The organism is Sandaracinaceae bacterium (assembly GCA_020633055.1).
Lineage (GTDB): Bacteria > Myxococcota_A > Polyangia > Polyangiales > Houyiibacteriaceae > JADJJE01.
Genome location: JACKEJ010000009.1, coordinates 14108 through 31844, shown reverse-complemented (window position 1 = coordinate 31844; position 17737 = coordinate 14108). Strand labels below are relative to the sequence as shown.

Annotated in this window: 11 protein-coding genes; 1 reads left to right on the top strand and 10 read right to left on the bottom strand. The window is 71.3% G+C overall.

Annotated features, from left to right (window positions below):
* Positions 1 to 26 precede the first annotated feature (26 nt).
* Positions 27 to 2777: a CehA/McbA family metallohydrolase gene (locus H6726_20205; protein ID MCB9659984.1), complete on the top strand. Its 2751-nt coding sequence runs from the start codon at positions 27 to 29 to the stop codon at positions 2775 to 2777.
* 38 nt (positions 2778 to 2815) lie between these two features.
* On the opposite strand, the gene H6726_20200 is transcribed toward H6726_20205, so the two are convergent.
* The 10 genes from H6726_20200 to H6726_20155 form a co-directional block, all read right to left on the bottom strand.
* Entirely contained in the window at positions 2816 to 3736 is a 921-nt protein-coding gene (locus tag H6726_20200; protein MCB9659983.1) for a hypothetical protein, read from the bottom strand.
* Between the two features lie 3 nt (positions 3737 to 3739).
* Entirely contained in the window at positions 3740 to 5047 is a 1308-nt protein-coding gene (locus H6726_20195; protein MCB9659982.1) for a hypothetical protein, read from the bottom strand.
* 119 nt (positions 5048 to 5166) lie between these two features.
* Positions 5167 to 5754 carry a hypothetical protein gene (locus tag H6726_20190; GenBank protein MCB9659981.1) on the bottom strand — a complete coding sequence of 196 codons (588 nt, stop codon included), beginning with the start codon at positions 5752 to 5754 and terminating at the stop codon, positions 5167 to 5169.
* A gap of 39 nt (positions 5755 to 5793) precedes the next feature.
* Complete coding sequence (locus tag H6726_20185) at positions 5794 to 6846, bottom strand: hypothetical protein (GenBank protein MCB9659980.1); 1053 nt, start codon at positions 6844 to 6846, stop codon at positions 5794 to 5796.
* Positions 6847 to 6923: 77 nt separating this feature from the next.
* Positions 6924 to 8279 carry a hypothetical protein gene (locus H6726_20180; GenBank protein ID MCB9659979.1) on the bottom strand — a complete coding sequence of 452 codons (1356 nt, stop codon included), beginning with the start codon at positions 8277 to 8279 and terminating at the stop codon, positions 6924 to 6926.
* Complete coding sequence (gene bamD, locus H6726_20175; protein MCB9659978.1) at positions 8276 to 9181, bottom strand: outer membrane protein assembly factor BamD; 906 nt, start codon at positions 9179 to 9181, stop codon at positions 8276 to 8278. Before bamD ends, H6726_20180 begins: the two co-directional genes overlap by 4 nt.
* A complete protein-coding gene (locus H6726_20170; GenBank protein ID MCB9659977.1) occupies positions 9178 to 9699 on the bottom strand; it encodes a sigma-70 family RNA polymerase sigma factor in 522 nt (173 codons plus the stop codon). Before H6726_20170 ends, bamD begins: the two co-directional genes overlap by 4 nt.
* Before the next feature lie 29 nt (positions 9700 to 9728).
* On the bottom strand, positions 9729 to 10904 hold the full coding sequence (locus tag H6726_20165) for a hypothetical protein (protein MCB9659976.1): 1176 nt from the start codon (positions 10902 to 10904) through the stop codon (positions 9729 to 9731).
* Between the two features lie 340 nt (positions 10905 to 11244).
* Positions 11245 to 15795, bottom strand: a complete 4551-nt coding sequence (locus H6726_20160) for a hypothetical protein (protein MCB9659975.1) — start codon at positions 15793 to 15795, stop codon at positions 11245 to 11247.
* Positions 15796 to 16618: 823 nt separating this feature from the next.
* Positions 16619 to 17497 carry a TIGR03619 family F420-dependent LLM class oxidoreductase gene (locus tag H6726_20155; GenBank protein ID MCB9659974.1) on the bottom strand — a complete coding sequence of 293 codons (879 nt, stop codon included), beginning with the start codon at positions 17495 to 17497 and terminating at the stop codon, positions 16619 to 16621.
* Between the last annotated feature and the right edge of the window lie 240 nt (positions 17498 to 17737).

Genomic DNA, 17737 nt, shown 5'->3' with positions numbered 1-17737 from the left:
GCCGCGAAGCAGGTTACACTGCCGCGATGTCCGTGACACCTGCTGCTCCCCGGCGCGCGCGCGCGTGGGTCTCTTGTCTCCTCGCCCTGCTGTCCCTGCACCCTGGGTGCGGAGGCGATGGCGGCAGTCCCGACGCCAGCGTGGACGACCAGGCCGTCACGGACCAAGGGGAGGATCTCGGCGATCTCGGCGGCGGCCCGCTGCAGGTACCCGACGGGCCCTGGTACGACGAGGGGGGTGACGGCGTGGCCAACCCGCTCGGCGCCACGTCGACGCAGGCGCTGGCAGGGCGCGCCACGGCGGGCATGCTCCCGGAGTTCCACTCCGGGTTGCAGTCGTGGGCCGCAGGCGACTTCATCCTCGCCAACGACAAGATCGCCGTTGTGATCGAGGACGTGGGCCCCTCGGACAACTACGACCCGTGGGGCGGGCGCCCAGTGGGCATCGCGCAGGTCGTGGGCGGCCAATTGTTCGAGCCGGGCGACTTCGGCGAGTTCTTCATCTTCATGGGCCGCATGAGCATCGTCACGGAGTTCGTGGGTGTCATCAACGACGGCACGAACGGAGAGCCCGCCGTCGTCCGCGCGCAGGGGCGCCCGGCCGGCACGCCGTTCCTCGAGAAGCTGCTGAGCGCAGCGTTGGGCCGCGACTTCGGGCGCATCCCCACCGCCATCGACTACGAGCTGGCGCCGGGCGCCGAGCACGTGGACGTCTACCTGACCCACACCAACTACGACAACTACGCCTCGACCGGCGGCACGCTGCATGGGTTCATGTACGGCCCGCGCATGCCGGTGTTCACGGTGGGCGTGGGCTTCAACAGCGAGGAGGGCACGCCGATGCTCGCGTTCGACGACCCCGTCGCGACGAGCTGGGCCTACCGCATCCCTGACCAGGACATGCGCTTCCTCATCGCGCCGTCGGGCTTCACGGGCATGTCGGCGAACGGCTACAGCATCGCCGCGGCCACCACCGAGCCCACCGTCACGCGCAGGCACTATGCGCGCCTCTACATTGGCGGTCGCGGCATCGATGGCGTCTTGGCGGCCGCGGCCCGCACCGAGGGCGAAGCGCAGCGGGTGATCACGGGCACCGTCTTCGAGGCGGACGGGACCACCCCGGCGGCTGGTGTGCGGGTCCACGTCGAGGAGGTCCCGTCGAGCGGCTCCCCGGTGTACCTGACGCGCACCCTGTCCGCGGAGGACGGGACGTACAGCGTGCATGTGCCGAGCGACGCCGACGTGCGCATGCGTACGTTCCGGCGCGGAGACGCCGTGGTCGGGGCCGTCGCGGTGCCCGTGGCGACGAGCACCCAGGACTTCACGCTACCGGCGACCGGAAGCATCCACGTGGTGGCCATCGACCCGGCGCTGAGCGCGCCCGACGACCGACTGCCGGTGCGCGTGCAGGTGCTGCCCGCGGGGGCGAGCACGATCCCGAGCGTGCCCGGGTCCTTCGGGGAGCCAGGGGTCGTCGGCGGCCGTCTGCACGTGGAGTACGCCACGGGCCACGGCGCCAACAGCAGCGCCCTCGGCGAGGTCACGCTCACGGCGCCTCCCGGCGACTGGGAGGTCATCGTGTCGCGCGGCACCGAGTACGAGCTGCACCGCGAGATGATCACCGTGGTGGCAGGCAACACGACCCCGGTGTCCGCCGCGCTCACACACGCGGTCGACACGACCGGAGTGCAGTGCGCCGACTTCCACGTCCACACGCACCGCAGCAACGACTCGGGCGACGACGCGTACGTGAAGCTGCGCTCGGCACTCTCCGACGGTCTCGACATCCCCGCGCGCTCCGAGCACGAGTACGCGGTGCTGACCGACCCGCTGATCCTCGAGCTGGGGCTCGGCGCCTGGGGCTACGGCATGAGCTCGCTGGAGCTGACCACGTTCGAGTTCTACGGGCACTTCGGCGTGATCCCCGTGGTCCCGACCGACGGAGTCAACGGTGGGACGCCCCAATGGCAGACCTACCCTTCGGCCACGAACCCGAGCGCCCCGATCGAGTTCCTGAGCCCCCCCGACCTGTTCGACGACACGCGCGCCCGCCCCGAGGCGCCCGCGATCATCATCAACCACCCGCGCGGCGGCGCGAACTACTTCGACTACGTGGGGCTCGACCCCAGCACGGGCCAGGTAGACGACCTCGAGGCGTGGGACACCGAGTTCCAGATGATCGAGGTGTTCAACGGGAGCGGATGGAAGGACAACCGAGACGGAGTGGTGCGCGACTGGTTCGCGCTGCTCAACGTCGGGCGCCCCATGTTCGCCGTGGGCAGCAGCGACTCACACGGCATCAGCGGGTCCCCCGTGGGCTACCCCCGCACGTGCATGACGCTGGGCACGGACAACCCCCGCGCGCTGAACGACCCCATGATCCGCGACGCCGCGCACGGCGGCCACAGCTTCGTCTCGGGCGGCGTCTACGTGGACGCCCACGTGGGCGCGGCGAGCCACGGCGACACCGTGACGGGCGTCGGGATGAACGCAGACGTGGACGTGCGCGTGCAGGCCGCTAGCTGGATCCAAGGCAACTTCATGATGGACGTGATCGTGGACGGCGCGGTGGTGCAGACGATCGACATCGACGACATCCCCGCCAACGACATGAACTTCGACGTCGTGCGCTACATGGACTCGGTCAGCGTCCCCGTCTCCGCGGGCGGCAGCTGGGTGGTGTTCGCGGTGTACAGCACGCAGAACACGACGCTGTCACCAGTCCACCCGGGCCGCGAGGCCTTTGGCGTGACCAACCCGATCTTCCTCGAGCGCTGAGGGGAGACCGACCAGGCTGACATAGGCACCCCGTGCCCCTAGCCGACTGAACCAGACCGCGTCGCGCGCGCCCGCTCCGGCATGAGACGCTGCGGGGCCACGAAGCGGTCGTGGGCGTAGAGCGCCGCGAGCAAGAGCGCCGCCGCCGCGATGCCGCCCAACCCGAAGAACGGGCGGTAGACATCGGGCGCACCACCCGCGAGGTCCCGCGCCACGTTCATGAGCGTCGAGAGCATGGACCAGAACAGGGCCACGGCCATGACGGAGCCCGCGCGCACGCGCAGGTACACGAGCGAGGGCGAGAGCACGACGCAGAACACGACCATGCACGCGGCGCCGACGAGCGGATCCGCGAAGTGGTAGCCCGCGGCAGGCGCGAGGTAGAGCCCCGCCAGCGCGCCGATGCGCAGGGAGCGGACCCAGAAACCGCCCGGCATCTCGCGGAACAGGAAGCCGCGGAACCCCGACTCGAACGCCAGCGCGAACAGCAGCTGCAGCGTGAGCGACGCTGGGAGGCCACGCACCAAGAGCCACAGCGGGTGTCCGGGCGGGTCCTGACGCAGACGCTCTTCGAACACGGCCAGGTTCTCGGGCGAGACGGCGGCGCGCTTGAACGCCACGTACTGCTCGACGGTGTGAATGGGCTCCACCCCGCTCAGCGCCCAGCAGAGGAGCAGGCCGACGAGCAGCAGCACGATGGGCGAGATCCAGCTCAGGCCCCAGAAGCGGTTCACGCCGAACGTGATGCCCAGCGCCTCGCGCACGGGGCTCTTGAGCACGGGCCCCGTGAGGAACAGCGCCGCCAAGAGGGGCGGGAACATCGTCCAGGTATACACGGCGACCGCGAAGGGCTCGTCCCAGCGGATGCCCTGCGCGCGCATGTACACGACGGGAGCCCAGCCCCCCAGCGCCGTCAGGGCGAAGAAGGCGGTGACGAGGCGCGGCTGCGTGAGCGTCACGCGCTATTCGCTCTGACTGTCGTCGTCACCCGGGTTGGCGAGCTTGCGCGTCCACAGGATGGCGTCTTGGCGCGTGTCGCCCACCAGCACGCCTTGCGCGAGCAGGCCGGTCTTGCGGAAGCCGCAAGCGAGGTAGACCGAGGCCATCTCCACGTCCTCGCTGGGCGTGAAGGCGAAGCCCGCGACGATGCCGCGGTCCTTGAGGACCTCGCACATCTCCATCAGGGCCCACGACACGGCGAGGAGCCCGTCGTGGTCCTCGGGGCGACGAAGGATCTCAACCAACGAGTGACCGAAGCAGTCCTCGTACTCGGCGGAGATGTAGTTCACCGGCGCCTTCTTGTAGCTGCACGCGTAGTACATGCGCGCGGCGTCGCGGCCGAAGGCGTCGAAGGAGCCAAACCCGGTGGCCCGCTTCCACAGCGCGTCGCGGGCGGCGAGCGCCTCTTCCTCGGGCACCTCCTGCACCGAGGCGCTCTTGGGCTTCGGGTCGAGGTTGTCCAGCATCTTCTTGGCGGCCGCGATGGTGCGGTCGGCCACGCGCATGTCACGCTCGCTCACCTCGACGGACGCGACGCGCTCGCCAATGACGCAACCGCACAGGTGCCCGTCGCTGCGCTTGTAGAAGCCGGGGATGGTGCCCTCACGCACGAAGCCCACGCGCGTCCAGCTGGACACCTCGTCCTTCTCGACGAGCGTGATGACCTTCTGGATGCCCTCCTGCTTGGCCACCGACTGGATGTACAGGCGCTTGGCCGGCAGGGCCCCTGCGCGGAAGTCCACCACGCGGATGAAGCGGGTGCGACGGTTCAGGATGACGCACAGGTAGGCGCTGTCGCTGCGGAAGTAGAGCTCCTCGACGGCGGGCTTGCTGGGGTCTCGTTGCGGTAGCGTCGCGTTGCTGCGCGCGCTCTTGGCGGAGGGCTTGGCCTTCGCGCCCTTGGCAGGAGCGGCCTCGACCTCGACCTCGGGCTCGACCACGGGCGGCGGCTTGACCGACTTGCTCGCGGCCTTGGGCGCCTTGACGGCAGTCTTCGCGGGAGCCTTTGGGGCCGCCTTCTTGGCGGGTGCCTTCTTGGCCGGCGCCTTGGCGGCCTTGGTGGGCGCCTTCTCGGCAGTCTTCGCGGGAGCCTTCTTGGTGGCTGGCTTCTTCGCCGCCTTGGCAGGGGCCTTGGCTACCTTGGTGGCCTTCGCAGGCTTCTTGGCGGCGCTAGCGGGCTTGGTCTTGGTCGCGCCAGCCTTCTTGGCGGCGGCCTTCTTCGCAGGCGCGGCGGTGGCCTTCTTCTTGCTGGACGCTTTTTTGGTGGCCATCTACTTGCGAACCTCTCAAGATTGCGGAATTCCTCGCAGTTCGGGCCGGGGAATGTAGGCCGTCAGCCGAGGCGTGTCAATCTGTCCGACAAGGTGCGCTCGAGGGGGTCTCCTGCGGCTCAATCCGCGCGCCGAAAGCGCGCCACCGAAGGTGACACGGGCAAGCTCGCGAGGGCCAGCGGGCACGGCAAGACATCCTGTGCAGCGTCCTCGTCCCGCCCCCCCGAGAGCAGCAACAGCACGTGCTGCGCGGCCGCCCCGGGAGCGGGTGTGCGCCGATGCAGCACGACGCGGTAGCGCCCGGGGGTGACCACCATCGTCCGGGCACAGCGCGAGCCCGGCACTGGGCCGCCCACGTGGCCTTCGATGCGCAAGGTCCCACTGGGGGCATCGAGCAACGCACGCGCGGGTGGGAGCCAGCGCTCGTCCACTTCAATCCGTGGCATGACCTCCGCGATGTTTGCCTCCTCGAACACGCGCAGCTCCACGTGCGCGGTGTCGGTCACCTGGTAGCCCACGATCAACCCCTGCTTCGTGAGCGCGCGGAACTTGGTGGACGCGAGGGGGTCGTGCGGATCGAGGACGCCCGCGCGATGGAGGGTCTCGAGGTGCCCTTCGTCATAGATCCAGACCTCGGCGCTGGGCGAGGGGACACATGAAGGGGCTCGGGGAGGACGGGTCCAGGTGCTGGAGGCGGTCGAGGTCACGGAGTTCTCCTTGCCTGTGGTGGGGAGCTGCGGCGGGAGTCAGTCGAGAAACCCGAGCAGTCCGCCGGACTCGCCGACGTCGTTCGCGACGCTCTCGATGCGAGCGCGCAGCGCGGCGTTCACCGGTTGACCTTCGATGCAGTGATGGAAGCGGATGAGCAGCATGGTCAGCCCGATCGGCTCGAGCAGCGCCGTGCGCAGGAACCACGAGCCGAGCGCACCGAGCGGCGCCCCGATCAGCAGCCCCGCGAAGACCGCAGCGAACGCGCTGACGACGGCGGCCCCCTCGGCCGGGATGTCGGACGCGCCGACAGCGTCACCGGTCAGGGCACGCACGATGGCGCCGACCACGACGAAGCCGAGGGTCATGAGGATGAAGCCCACCGTCCCACCGATGAGCTTCTCCATGACGTAGGCGCGCACCGCCGTCCCCAGCAGGGGCTTCGGGTTCTGCGCGACGTAGGTCACGGCGTCCTTGGACGCCAGCGTCAGGTCCTTGGCACCCCGCGCCAGGGCGAACGACAGCGCCAGATCCGCGATGCGCGGCGCGATCCGATCGATCAGCCACGCGAGCGCCTTGCGCAGCGCCTCGACGTCGATGGGCAACGCTTCGCCGAGGCGGTCGAAGGAGCGGAAGAACTTGGAGACGAGGCGCTGCACGTCGTTGTGTGCGTCGGCCACGGGGCCGAGGTCCCCGAAGCGCTCGCGCAGGAAGCCCTGGGCCGCGGCCGCAGCGCGCTCGCTCGGCGCGGCCTCGCCGGTCAGCAGCTGGCGTGTGACCAAGAACGTGAGCGCCGCACGCATGGCCCACAGGCGACGGTCGATGGCCGGCATGAGGAGGAACGCGACGCCCAGGCAGAGCAGCAGGAAGACGACGGCCCCGGCCGCCTTGTGCACGTAGAGCGTGAGCAGCGCGGTGAGCACGATGCCGCCCAACAGCACGCCACCGAGCACCCCGAGCTGGGCCACCACCGCGAGGGCGCGCTCCATCGGGTAGCTGCCCGTGCCGCGCACGATGCGGGCCGCCGCGGTGAATGATGCGTCCGTCTCGCGGACGCGTTGCGGGGACGTGTGGATGTCTGCGCTTGCCATGGAACCTCGGGAGCCCGACCGAAGGTGGCGGGTCTCTCCTTGGTCGGGCGCAGGCGGCCCTTTCCATCACGAAATCCTCAGGGACCGATGCCGTAGATGCGCTGCGGGAAGGTCAGCGGGTCTGGGGTGTTGGCGGCGCACTCACGGTGCGCGTTGCTCCCGAACGCCTGCACCAGCGCGTCAGCCGTGACGAACACCGTGTGGTCTCCGCTGGCGGCGACACGCACGACGCCCTCGCCCTCGAGCTGCACTACGGCGCGGGGGGTGCGCGCGCACGGGATCGCACCGCACACGTCCACCGCCCCCATGCTGTTGCCCAGCTGACCGCGCTCGTCGCTGCCGAAGCAGCGCAGCGTGTCGTCCTCGAGCAGCACGCACGTGTGTTGGTCACCCGCGACGACTCGTCGGGCGGCGGCCAGGTCGGTCACCCGCTGTGGCGTGAGGGCGCAGGGCAGCGTGTCGCACACATCGGGCGCTGCCCCTCCGACGCCGAGCTGTCCGAGGTCGTGGGCGCCGAAGCACATGGTGCGTCCGCCTGCGTCGACCGCGCAGCCGTGCCGCGCACCGAGCGCGACATCGGCGGCGTCAGTGACCAGCAGGGCGGTTGGCGCGGCGACGCGCTCGCCCGCGGCGCTGTCCACGCCGAGCGCGCCATCCACGTTGCGACCGAAGCACAGCGGCGCGCTCGCGCGGAGCACGCACGTGCCGAAGGGACCCGCGCGCAGCCCGATGGCGTCGTCCACGCCGACGACGTCGGTTGGCGTCGAGGTGCAGCGCAGCGTCTCGCCGGTGTCCACGCCGAGACGCTCCGCGTTCGTGATGTCGCTGACGCCGCAGTCGTCCAGGGCGGCGGGCGCCGCTCCGAGCGCGCCGTGCACACCCAGACCCCAGCACGCAACGGTGCCGTCCGTGCGGCGTGCGCACACGTGCTCTCGCCCTGCCACCACCTCCGCGACGTCGCCCTCGACGTCTGCCTGGAGCGGCTCGGCGTGCACGTCGGGGTCGCGCGTCCCGCGTCCCAACGCGCCGTACGTATTGCTGCCCACGCACCACACGCGCTGCTCGAGGACCACGCAGGTGAAGGCGTCGCCAAGCGCTACGGAGGTCGTGTCGCCGAGCGCGAACGTGGTTGGGAAGGCTTCGCAGGGCTCGCCATCGCAGCTGGAAGCGAGCGAGCCGGGCGCGCGGCCGAGCTGTCCGGCGCCGCCGGCACCCAAGCACTGCAGGCGGCCCGAGGGGTTGAGCAGACACGTGCTGCGCGGCCCCGCGAACGGGAGGACGCCGTCGGCGAGCTCCGCGCTGTGCCCGAGGTCCACGCCCATGGTGCAGCTCGTGAGGGAGACCAGCAGCGCAGCCGTGGCGACCGACAGACGCGAGGGTCTCGCCGAAGCCGGCAGCACGGCCGCAGCGACTCGCGAGCGCATGCGCTTCATGGCGCGGGGTGCTCCCCCACGGCCGCGTCGACCGCCCGGCGCAGCATGGAGCGCGGGTAGCGCGCGCGGAAGCGTTCGGCACGTGCGACGGCGGCGTCCACGCGCCCGGCACGGGCCAGCGCCTGGATGGCGAGGGCCTCACGCTCCTCCACGAACTCACCACGCGGAAAGCGGCGCTGATGCTCGGCGGTCGCCGCCAGCGCCTCGCTCACGCGCCCGCGCGCGAGCGCCGCCTGGGCGCGCGTCACCAGCGCGTTCTCGTCGGCGAGATCGCGATCACGGGCGGGCCCGGGCGCTTCGACGACCGCAGCATCGGTGTCGTTCGCAGCGTTCGTGCGCGCCGGGCGCGTGCCCGCCTCCGCCGCGCCCTGCGCGGACGCGGCGTCTGCCTGCCCTCCGTCCGCTGGCGCAGCAGGCACGTAGACGGTCTCTACGACGCGCACAGGAACCTCGACGGTGCGCGTCTCCACGCGGACCTCGGGCGGAGGCGCGGTGGCCCGCATGCCGAGCGCCCCGGCGCCGACGCCGCCGAGGAACGCGAGCGCCGCGATGACGGGTACGGAGAGGGTCATACCCGTCGCCGAGGAGGCGGCCGCGGCCGGGACGGAAGCCCCGGGGGCGGCCGGCGCTCCTCCGCTCGGGGCCGCTGCGGACGGCGGATGACCAGGGGGCCCAGCGGGCTCTCCGCCAGGCGTCCCCGGCGCGCCGGCGTCGGGTTCGCCGCTCGCGTCGCCGTCCCCGCCGTCGTCGGATGGATCGCCTCCCGACGGGTCGAGCACGGTCCGCCCCACGCGCTCGAAGACGCGCTCCAACGCGCCATCGGGCGGTTCGAGCAGGTCGCTCTCCGTGGCGAGGAGCGCGCGCAGCTCCGGGTCCAGCTCGGGCAGGTCGTGCTCGCTCATGCCTGCCCCCTCTTCGCGCGCAGCCGCTGGACGGCCGCGGTGAACTCGCCGCGCGCCAGCCGAAGGCGCGAGTACCCCGTGTTCAGCGGGATCTCCAGCGCCTGGGCGATGTCGGGCATGGCGATGCCGTCCAGCTCGTGCATGACGAACACCGCGCGACGGGACTCGTCCACCGACGAGAGCGCACGCAAGACGAGGTCGCGGTCCTGCTGCGCTTCGAGCTGCTCCTGCGCGCTCGCGCCCCCGTGGGGCGTCGTGGCGTCGGCGTCGTCCCGCAGCTGCTCGCGACGGTTGCTGGCCTTGCGTCGATAGTCCGAGGCGCAGTTGGCGGCGATGCCGAACAGCCAAGGCTTCAGCGGGCGAGCAGGGTCGTACTGGTGGGCTTTGCGGTGCACGATGACGAACACGTCGTGGGTGAGATCCTCGAGGTCGGCCGTGCGGACGTCGAGACGCCGCAGCGTGTTCCACACGTACTTGAAGTGCGTGCGGAACACCTCGTCGAACACGAGGGTGTTCACTGGGGGTTGGGGTGGCGGCGCCGATTCCGTCATCGAAGTCTCGCCCCGATTCCCACGGACACCAAGCCGGACACGGGCGCACCTCGCCACACACGCGTGTCGTCGAGCTCCAGGCGCGGACGGAGCAGGGGCACGTCCACGCCCACGCGCGCGCTGAACGTGAAGCGCTGACCGAAGAGGTGGTCGAAGCCCAACGCCAGCGCAGCGCCCGTCACGAGCCCCACACCCCGCCGCGGCTGATCGATCCGCGCGCCGCGCGCGGGCATCACGCCCACGAAGGCCCCCGCACACCCACGCAGGAAGCGCGCCTTGCCGCACGCGTAGGCGTGGAGGTCCGTCTGCCACGCGGTCACGCGGCCGAGGGTGCTCGTCGCCGAAGCGGGGAACACACCCCGCACCACGAGCTCCGTGGCCCAGCGCGCGCGCTCGACGACGAGCCGAAGGGCCACTGCGGGACGAAGCTGGGGCACCACCTCGTACGTCAGCTGTCCGTCGAGGGCGAGCCACGTGTGCGTCGCATCGCGAGACGCGCCCTCACCGGGAGGCGAGGCAGCCACGACGTCGCTCGATGGGTTCGGAGCGAGCTCGCCTGGGGGATCCATCTCGGGCGCGGAGTCCGGCCCTTCGGTGCCGGGGTCCGGCGTGACCGCCGCTTCGTCTGTCGGTTGCTCTGGGGTTCGAGTGGCGTCGCCGCCCGTGGGCGCTGGTCCTGGGTCGGGCTGTGGGGCGGGATCGGTGGGCGGGCCCAGCAGGCTCACCGGATCGATGGCCACGCTGATGGCCAACGCCACCCCGCGCGCGAGCTCTTCACAGTCCCGCGTGCGCGAGCGGATCTCACGCTGGCCGACCACCTCACCATCCGCGTCGAACACGTCCACGGTCGCCAGCAACCCGCCACGCTCTGCGCGGATGACCGTGCGCACGTGCTGGGGCGCATCGTCCCGGAAGGGCACGTACCCGAGCCTTGCCGAGACCGCGTCGCGGAGCTCGGCGTCGTCTGGACAGCGCTCGGCCCCGCGCTGCCGCTCGTAGGTCAGGCTCGCGCTCGGGCGGGGCTCGTCGACCTCGACCGGGACCTCCGCACGCGCGGGCTGCACCGACGCGCACACCCAGTACGCGCTGACTGCGCCCAGGACCACCACCCCACGCAGCTGAGTGAGGGGAGCGAGCTGGGCGAGCATCGGAAGGCGTGCGGACCAGGGCATGTGGCCTCAGGGAGCGAACCCTGCTCCTGACGCTGACGCCTTCGTGAACCGTGCTCGGTCTGGGCGGATGGTGTGACCGGGAGGGTTCCTCACCCGAGAGCGTACGAGCGCGGTGTGCCAGCCTTCCCGTGGACCACGCGCGGAGCGACGACGCGCTTGCGCGACACGCACACGAGAGAGGGCGAAGGCCGGATGCATGAGAGCCGTCCTCATAGCAGATTGCTGTGAAGATGGGAGCACCTCGCGCGAGGCCGAGCCGCACTGGCGACGTACGCACGGACACGCGGACGCGCGCGAAGAGGCTCGCTGCCCCCACACGCGCGTCGCGTCGCTTGCAGCGTCAGTACGTTCGACGACGGCGCAGACGTGCGAGCACGAGGCCTGCGACGAGCACCAGCAATCCCCCGGACGACGCGCTGGACTCCTCGTCTCCCACCGTACAGCCACAGCCGCCGCCGCTCGCGCTCGGAGGCGGACCCGCGTCCACGCCGACACCCATGTCGCTCGTGTCCGTACCCGAGTCCGTGTCCGACGCATCGGGGCCTGCATCGACGCCCGCATCCGGGTCGACACCAGCGTCGTCCAACGGGGCCCCTCCGTCGTCCATCGGGGTGCCAGCGTCCCCGTCCGTCATCCCGGCGTCCATGTTGCCCACACCCGCGTCCATGGTGTTGCACACGGGGTCGCTCGCGTGGACGCACGCGTTCGCGCTGCAGTCGTCGATGGTGCACGGGTCACCGTCGTCGCAGTCCGCGGGTTGCTCGCAGCAGTCCGGCCCCGCATCGACCGTCTCGCACTGGTTCGTCGCGGTGTTGCAGCTGGACGTCGAGCACACCGTGCTGCGCGGGCAGTCGCGGTCCTCCACACAGCACCCTGCCATCATCGGGCCAGCCGCACAGACGCCAGACTGCAGGTTGCAGGTGTCCGAGGTGCAGACGTTCCCGTCGTCGCACGCGGCGTCGTTCATGCAGCACCCGTTCACGTCCGCGGGACACGACGCGGCGCTCCCCGAGCAGACCTCGGCGGTGTCGCACCCTCCGGTCGAAGCCCGACACACCGTGCCTCCTGTAGCGAACACACTCGAGCAGCTGCCCGCCGCGCACACGTCCTGCGCGTCGCACAGCCCGGAGGGCGTGCCGCCGCAAGCCATGCCGTCGAGCGCGTTCACGTTGTCGGCTGGGCACGCGGCGCTGCTGCCCGTGCACTGCTCGGCCGCATCGCACTCCCCGTTGGAGGCGCGGCAGACGGTGCCGGCGCCCGCGTAGACCGCCATGCACGTGTTCGCCATGCAGACGTCCTGCGCATCGCACAGCCCCGCCGGCGCGGCCCCGCAGGGCATGCCGTTGAGCGCGCTGGTGTTGTTCGCCGGACAGCTGGCGGACGAGCCCGTGCACATCTCGGGCGCGTCGCACTCGCCCGTTACGGGCCGGCAGACCGTGCTGCTGCCCGCGTACACTGCGGTGCAGCTGCCCGCGTTGCACACGTCCTGGGCATCGCAGACGCCCGACGGCGCTCCGCCGCAGGGCGTGCCGTTCACTGCGAAGCCGTTCGCCGGGCACGCCGTGTTGCCCGCCACGCACGTCTCGGCCACGTCGCAGGCGTTGCTCGGCGACGCGGCGCGACACGTCACCATCGGCGCGGCGGCGGCGCCGAGCGCCGTGCAGGTGCCGTCGGTGGTGCCGCCCGCTGCCACGCTGCAGGCCACGCAGTCGTTGACGGCTCCACCACCGCACGCCGAGCTGCAGCACACACCGTCGACGCACACGGTGCTCGAGCACTGGTCGCTCGCGTCGCACACCTCACCCAAGCCGCGCAGCACGGAGAACACATAGGCTGCGCCTGCGTCGCTCGCGTCCACGTCACTGAGTGGCGCGCCCACGAGCACAGTGTGACCGTCGGCCGCGACCACGCGCCCGAACCCATCGGCGTTCGAGTCGTCGGAGGCCGGCGCGGCGAGGACGGCGTTGGCCACCCAGGCCCCACCGGCGCGGTGGTGCGGCACGACCACGCCGACATCCGTGAGGCCACCGCTCTCGCGCCCGGGCGCGCCCACCATCAGGGTGTCGGCGGCGAGCGCCAACGTCGCGCCGAACTCGTCGCCGAGCGCCCCGCCGCTCAGCAGGAAGTTGGACTCCATGCTCCAGGTGGCCCCGCTGCGCGTGAACGTGCGGACCGTGCCAGCGCCCATCGCGACGCCACCCACGGGCACCGCGGGCGCACCCACCGCGACGCGCGTTCCGCGGATGGCGACGGCGCGCCCGTACGCGGACCCCATCGTCGAAGGCCCGGCCAGGATGGCCTGCTGGGTCCAGAGGCTACCGTTGCGCGTGTAGACGTAGGCGAGCCCGATGTCCGTCGCACCGCCCCCGCCATCGCGTCCGGGCGCCCCCACGACGAGCAGGTTCCCGTCGACGGCCACGGCGTAGCCGAAGAGATCCGCGTCGTTTCCGTTCCCCGCCGTGATCACCGCCTGCTGCGCGAAGCTCCCTGCCTGATCGACGAACACGAACACCGCACCGCGATCGCTGCCAGCGCCGTTCGCCCCTGGCGCGCCAATCACGAGCGTCCCTTGGCGCAGGCTCAGGCTGGTGCCGAAGCCATCCCCCAGCGCGACGCCCATGGGAGCGAGCGCGACGGGAGCGGACCAGGCCGAGCCCGTGCGCCGAGCTACGTAGACGGTGTTCGCGCCGCCGTTCTGGCTCCCGATGGCGAGCACGTCACCGCCGAGCGCCAGCGCACCGCCGACCAGCTGATGCCCGGGGATCTCCAGCCGCGCCTGTACGGACCACGTCGTCCCCGAGCGTGTGAAGATGGTGACGGCGCCGGCGTTCGGACCGATGGTGTCGTCGTATGGGGATGCCACGGCGGCCGTGTCGCCGTCGAGCGCGACGGCGCTCCCAAAGCGGTCACCGCTCACCGAGTCGGGCGCGAGGGGTGGCTCGAACCCGCTCGGGCTGAGGTTTTGGCTGCGCACCAGCCCCGCGTCCGTGCCGTACGTGTCGTCACCGGGCACGCCGAAGAGCACGTGCGTCGCGTCGGGCGTCGCACACGACGTGCCGGCCCCGTGCCCCGGGGCCGTGCCCGTGGTGCGCTCCACGAACGTCAGCACGAACGCCCCGCTCAGCGTGTAGCGATACAGGGCGCCCTGCCCCGTCAAGATGGCCGAGAGGTCGACTCCCGGCGCGCCGATCAGCACGTTGTCGTTCGCGCCGGCCTCGGACCACGCGAGCGAGCTGCCGAAGCCGTCACCGGCAGCGCCGTCGGCGGCCGTAGTGGTCGAGGACAACACCAACCCGCCGGCCTGCACCGTGATCCGATGCACGGCGCCGTTGGTGCGCCCCGGCTCACCCACCAGCCACTGCCCATTCGCGACGCGCACCAGCGCCGTCCCCAAGCGTGCGTTGGTCGCCGGGGTACCGTGGGCGAGCTTGGCCTGCTGGTTCCACACGGCGGGCATCCCCCCCGCCCGCACGAACTGGTAGACGGATCCCGCGTCTGCGGTAGCGCCGGCGTCGTCGTTCGGGGCGCCGACGAGGAGTCCGTCCGAGTTGATGTAGGAGGGCGTGAGGGCCGCACCGAAGCGGTCTCCGACAGCGCCGTCGCTAGCCGTCAAGGTCGCCTCGAAGCTGTCGGAGCCGTACACGAAGACCGCGCCCGTGTCGTTGCTCACACCGGGGGCGCCGATGGCGAAGCTGGTCCCGTTGAGGGGGACGTTGACGGCGATGGACGCGCCGAACTCGTCCCCGGTGGTGGGGGTCGGCGCCGTGTACGCGCCTGTGTCTGCAAGCGTCAGGGTCGCGACGGTGTACGTGTAGCGGTACACCCGTCCCCCGCCGGCCGCGCCCGGCGCGCCCACCAGGACTCGAATCTGCGTGGGCGTGTAGTGATGCACCGCCACCGCCGCACCGAAGCGCGCCCCTGCGCCCGCGCCGCTCTCGGTCAACATGGCGATGGCGTCCCAGCCGTTGTTCGCAGCGTTGCGCCGATAGAGGTACGCCGCCCCAGCGTCGAGACCGGCGCGGTCGTCGTTCGGCGCCCCTACGACGGCCCATGTGCCCAGCCCAGACGTAACCGCCGAGGCCACGCTGGAGCCGTGTGCCCCCGTTCGCGCGGTGGCTGGCGACAGCCGCGCCTCTTGCGTGGACACCAGCGGGTCCACCACGATCGGGTACTCCGCGCCGCGGTCGTCCACCTCGAGGGCGATGCGTCCATCCACCACACTCATGCGCGCCGGCAGCTCGTCGCCCGCAGCGTCCAGCACGAACAGGTCCGAGTAGTGGGCGCGGTCCGTTCCCTGGGCGTCGAGCAGCGCCACGTGGGTCTCACGCGCGACAGGCACCAGGCCCGCGACCTCCAGCTCGAAGCGCAGCGGCCCCTCGCCGGTGGGCCGCTCGGTCAGCTCGAAGCCCTGCTCGAGGCCGAGCGGGCCATTCAGGTACCACTCGAGCACGTCGCCGCGGGCCAGCTCGACCCGGTTGCCTTGGGCCGCCGGCCCCTCTTCGGCGAGCGTGAGCTCGGCCCCCTCACGACCCACGGCGGCGAGCGAAAGCGTCACGTCGAAGCCGCGATCTTCGGCGGTCACTCGCGCGCCTCGCGCGGTCACCCGCACGCCAAAGCCCTGCTCCGGGTTCGCCGCCGTCGCGACCCCTTCCGCCACCTGAGCATGATAGCGCCCGTCTGCGTGCTCGGCGCTCGCGCGGAGCTCGAGGCGGCGGAGCGCTGCGGGGGCGGCCGGGCCGTGTCCGTGCGTGAGCGGGACCTCGTCGGGAACCACGACATCGCCGGGCGAGATCGGGTCGTCAGAAGAACGGACACCCCACGCCGCGCCGAGCGCGACCGCCGCGAGCGCCACGACGAACCAAGAGAAGCGAGAGCTGCGAACCATCGTCATGAGAGCCTCCGTGCACCCCGTCGGGGGGCGACACGATGGGCTCGGAGCGAGGCACGACGATCCGTCACGAGAAGTTTGGGCTCGACGGCTACCGCCTGCGCCGACCCCAGCCCGGCGCTCAAAATGGGCTGCTGATGCAGCATCCACACGCGCCTGTGTCCCCTCGCGGAATGCGCTCCTGCGAGACGCGCCGATAGCGCCCGTTCCGTTCTCCGATCACCGTGACCCGCTCCACGACCCGGCAGGCACCCGGGCACTCGGTGGCGTGGCAGCGCCAGCGTGACTCGCCGTCCACGGGGGGTTGCGGAGCGCAGTGGTCTACGCTGCCGCGGGGATCGTGGAAGCGACGCACCGCCTCGTCGATGTCACGCGGCGCGCGGTTCGTCCCACGCCGCGCACTGCGCGGTTCGTGCTGTGCGCGAGGCGAGCCCTCCCAGGCGCTGAACGCCACCACCACGCCCACCAGCGCCAGGACGCGCAGGGTCAGCCCCGCGCACCACGGGGCGCGAGGATCGGCGGCGCGGCGGACACGATGGCTTGGCTCACGGTTCCTGTGCCCCGAACGGGAGCCACGGTCGGTAGACCGGCGGGGAACGTCGGCGACCGCGCGACGGACACCATGGGCACCACCCGACGGCACGCGGTCGGCAACCTCGGCGGCCAGAGCACGGCGGTCGTTCTGGATGGACGGGTCAGAGCACACGGAGAGGCCTCCCGGATGGAATCCACCGTCCACTCGGCGCGCGGGCGGCGCATCCGTCACAAAAAGAGACAGCGCCCTCGCGCCCCCGCTGTGCGTGGCGGCGACCACGCACGGCCGAAGTCAGGCGTTGGTCGGGAGGACCACCTTCTCGTAGTACTTCTCGAGCCCGTCGATCTTCTTCTGCAGGTCGCCACCGGCCATGGGGACCCCGTAGAACAGCCAAGGGACGCCGATGATGTCGGTCACCCCCGCGTCCTCGAGGCGCTTGTAGGCGTCCGGGGTGAAGGCGTCGGTGACCACCGCCTGGATCTCGAAGGGCTTGTGGTCCGTGCCGTACTCCTTGCGGAGCTCGTTCAGCTTGTTGACCATCTCGATGATCTTCTTGCTGGGGAGCATGGCCGACGACCAACCGTCTCCGTACTTGGCCGCGCGGCGCAGGCCGGGGAGCGTGTGCCCGCCCAGGTACAGCGGCACCGGCTTGGTGGGCGCGGGGCTCATCTGGATCTTGCCGAAGTCGTAGTGCTCGCCGTGGAACTCCACCATGCCGCCGCCCAGGATCTTGAGCAGGATCTGGATGTCTTCGTCCATGCGGGCGCCGCGCGTCTCGAACACCTCGCCGCACCACTTGAACTCCTCGGGGAGCCACCCGAGCCCGGCGCCAAAGCCGAAGCGGTTGTTGCTGATGGCCGCCAGCGAGCCCACCGTCTTGGCGACCAGCACGGGGTTGCGCACCGCGAGCTTCACGACGCTGGTGTAGAAGAAGATGCTGTTGGTCGCGCCCGCCATCGCGGCGGCCCCGACGAACGGGTCGATCCAGGGCGTCTCGGCGCCCCACATGCGCTTGCCGTCGGTCGTGTAGGGGTAAGGCGCCGAGACCTCCTCGGAGAAGAAGATGGAGTCCGGGAGCACGATCGCGTGGTAGCCGATGCGCTCGGCGGCCTGGGCGAGGGGGATGTAGTGCTCGGGCTCGCTCATGGCGATGGAGACGCTGAACTTCACGGGAGACTCCTTGGCGACCGGGTCGCGGGACGGGTTCGCGTGACAGGGTGGACGCTGCGCCTCCGCGCGACCACTCGCGTTCGGAGCCCCTCCGCAAGCGCGGGAGAACGGGCGACTTACGTTTCGTCCCCATCGGTGCCGCCCGCAGTAGACGATCTCGGACGCCCACAGGACCTGGGCGAGGTCAGGAGGAGGGGCTAGCGCACGGTCCGCGATCGGTGGAAGCCCTGGCTCGTTCGA

Bases quoted from the DNA above. Each gene is read 5' to 3' on its own strand.
- H6726_20205 (MCB9659984.1), top strand. From the start codon at position 27: ATGTCCGTGACACCTGCTGCTCCCCGGCGCGCGCGCGCGTGGGTCTCT.
- H6726_20195 (MCB9659982.1), bottom strand. From the start codon at position 5,047: ATGGCCACCAAAAAAGCGTCCAGCAAGAAGAAGGCCACCGCCGCGCCT.
- H6726_20185 (MCB9659980.1), bottom strand. From the start codon at position 6,846: ATGGCAAGCGCAGACATCCACACGTCCCCGCAACGCGTCCGCGAGACG.
- H6726_20180 (MCB9659979.1), bottom strand. From the start codon at position 8,279: ATGAAGCGCATGCGCTCGCGAGTCGCTGCGGCCGTGCTGCCGGCTTCG.
- bamD (MCB9659978.1), bottom strand. From the start codon at position 9,181: ATGAGCGAGCACGACCTGCCCGAGCTGGACCCGGAGCTGCGCGCGCTC.
- H6726_20165 (MCB9659976.1), bottom strand. From the start codon at position 10,904: ATGCCCTGGTCCGCACGCCTTCCGATGCTCGCCCAGCTCGCTCCCCTC.
- H6726_20160 (MCB9659975.1), bottom strand. From the start codon at position 15,795: ATGACGATGGTTCGCAGCTCTCGCTTCTCTTGGTTCGTCGTGGCGCTC.